The organism is Pseudomonas sp. AU12215 (genome assembly GCF_001675465.2).
Taxonomy (GTDB): Bacteria; Pseudomonadota; Gammaproteobacteria; order Pseudomonadales; family Pseudomonadaceae; genus Pseudomonas; species Pseudomonas nitroreducens.
Genome location: NZ_MACM02000081.1, coordinates 1 through 2,049, shown reverse-complemented (window position 1 = coordinate 2,049; position 2,049 = coordinate 1). Strand labels below are relative to the sequence as shown.

Annotated in this window: 1 protein-coding gene; it reads left to right on the top strand. The window is 46.2% G+C overall.

Going from position 1 to position 2,049, the window contains the following annotated elements; all coding sequences use genetic code 11:
• The first annotated feature begins 184 nt into the window (after positions 1-184).
• Positions 185-1,930 carry a hypothetical protein gene (locus A9513_RS35525; protein ID WP_141678409.1) on the top strand — a complete coding sequence of 582 codons (1,746 nt, stop codon included), beginning with the start codon at positions 185-187 and terminating at the stop codon, positions 1,928-1,930.
• Positions 1,931-2,049 lie beyond the last annotated feature (119 nt).

Genomic DNA, 2,049 nt, shown 5'->3' with positions numbered 1-2,049 from the left:
GCGCAAGCGCTTCAATTGGAAATGCCCGATTGAGGTCATGACAGAGGTAGTGGCGTTGCAGCATGATGCACCTGCTTCAATCCAGTAACCGTGTTGCACTCAGCTTCTGCAACCGCCCTACAATTTAGGGAATGGTGGGGTCGGCTCAAACCAGTGGGTTGGATCAGGACTTTACAAGCTTCTAATGCGGCAAGAGGCCCTAGTCGGAGATGCGCGAGAATCCGTTAAGTCGATATTTCTGACAAGAAAGACCTACCGTAGAAAAGATATTATCAGCATAAATGGCGTAAATCTTTCGAAGCAAATGCTGAGAGCCTCCCTGGCAATCTGCCCTAGTTGTGTTAGAGAAGGTCACCTTGAGCATATGCACTCGTACACGTTCTGCGACATCTGCCCTAAACACTCGGAGTACTATCATGAGAACTGCCCAAAGTGCGGGCGAAAATTCGAAGCACATGAAATTGAACGATACAAATGTGTATGCGGCTTCGCTCTTGCTAATCTCGACTCGGAGCCTGCAGGCATCTACTCCACCCAGCTAGTTATAAGAGCAATCGAGCAATCTGATTCGGTCTACCTAGAGAACCTCTGGACAGCGCTGAGATGCACGAGACTTTATGGACAAATAATCCCCGCTCATGATTTGCTCTTAGACTGCCAAAATATTGCAACTGGAGATCGAAACTACTTCTTTGGCTTCATACGGAAGGTTCAGAGTATCCTTCCACACCTGCATAGACGCGCAATACTCGCCCCTTGGGCAGTCGCACACAAGAGTACGTTCCGAATTTATGCGCTCGAGTACTTACTTGCCGCAGCACAAGTAAAACCTGACATACATCCTCACAACTGTAAATGTTCCACTCTTTTCTACAGGCAAGAAGAGTTAAAATTTTTGCTAGGGGTAGACTTAATTCCATCCCACCTTAACCTAGAGAAAATACACCGTAAGAACTCGGGGAATCTATATTTCTCAAACGATTATTGCAGCGTAATAAATGAGAATTCAAATATCGAATGGGAGGATGAGGAAACTTACCCTTATCCTTCTGATGCTCATAGGCTTCTGACTGCCAAGGAGGCTGCAAACACATTAAAAACCACTACCCGAACTATTCATTACTTGCACAACCTTGGATTCTTTAAGGGTTCCCGCTTTAACAGTAGAGAGGGGCTATTGATTTCTGTGCGTCAGCTTGAAAGCTTCATCAGCCATTACGTGCTAAATAGTCAAATAGCTTTGAATATAGGAGTCGCCCCTCAAAGTCTGTGCCAGATACTGACTAACATGGGAGCTCAAAGGGTGTCGCCGCCCACGCTCCGACCGGAGTTATGGATATATAAAAGAGAAACTGTTCCAGATAGCTTTCTAAACACTTTCAAACCAGGCACTACAAAAAAAACAACACCAAGCAAATGGATTCCCCTAACGGTCGTAGCTGAAAGACTAAAGCTTGACCAAAAGGACATTCCTGCATTACTGGGATTAGGGATACTTGAAGTCGCCCCTTATGTTCGTGTCTCAGGTGAGTTAGGAAAGGAAAGATGCACACGGGCCAGTTTGAGGATTGCGCAAACTTGGCGGAAGCGCTTCCTCAACTTTTCGGAAGTAGTCAAACACACCGGCTGCTCAGCAAAACTGCTACATATGAGATTTATCGCCGGAGGTTTCGCCAAAGAAATTCGGCTAAATGTAACCTCACTAATGACTAAGAGAGACGCAAATAAGATTAAGAACCACTATTCAACGTACACCACTCTTACCACTGCTCGCGCTGAATATGGTCTGGCGCAAGACACTTTAAAAAAACTTATACGCGAGAAAAAAGTCCATCCTCTTCCCAGTACCCATAAGCATTATTTAAAAGGGCAAGTTACAATCCTTCGCACTGAACTGGACCACCTCTTGAGGGGCACTAAGTTAATCTAGCCTCTCTCCCACCGAGTTACACAGGGCGGCCGCAAAAACTGAGTGCAACACCCGACCATTTCGGTAAGGTGTTGCCCCATGTCCTATCACGAACTCAGCGCCACAGAGCGCGTCACGAT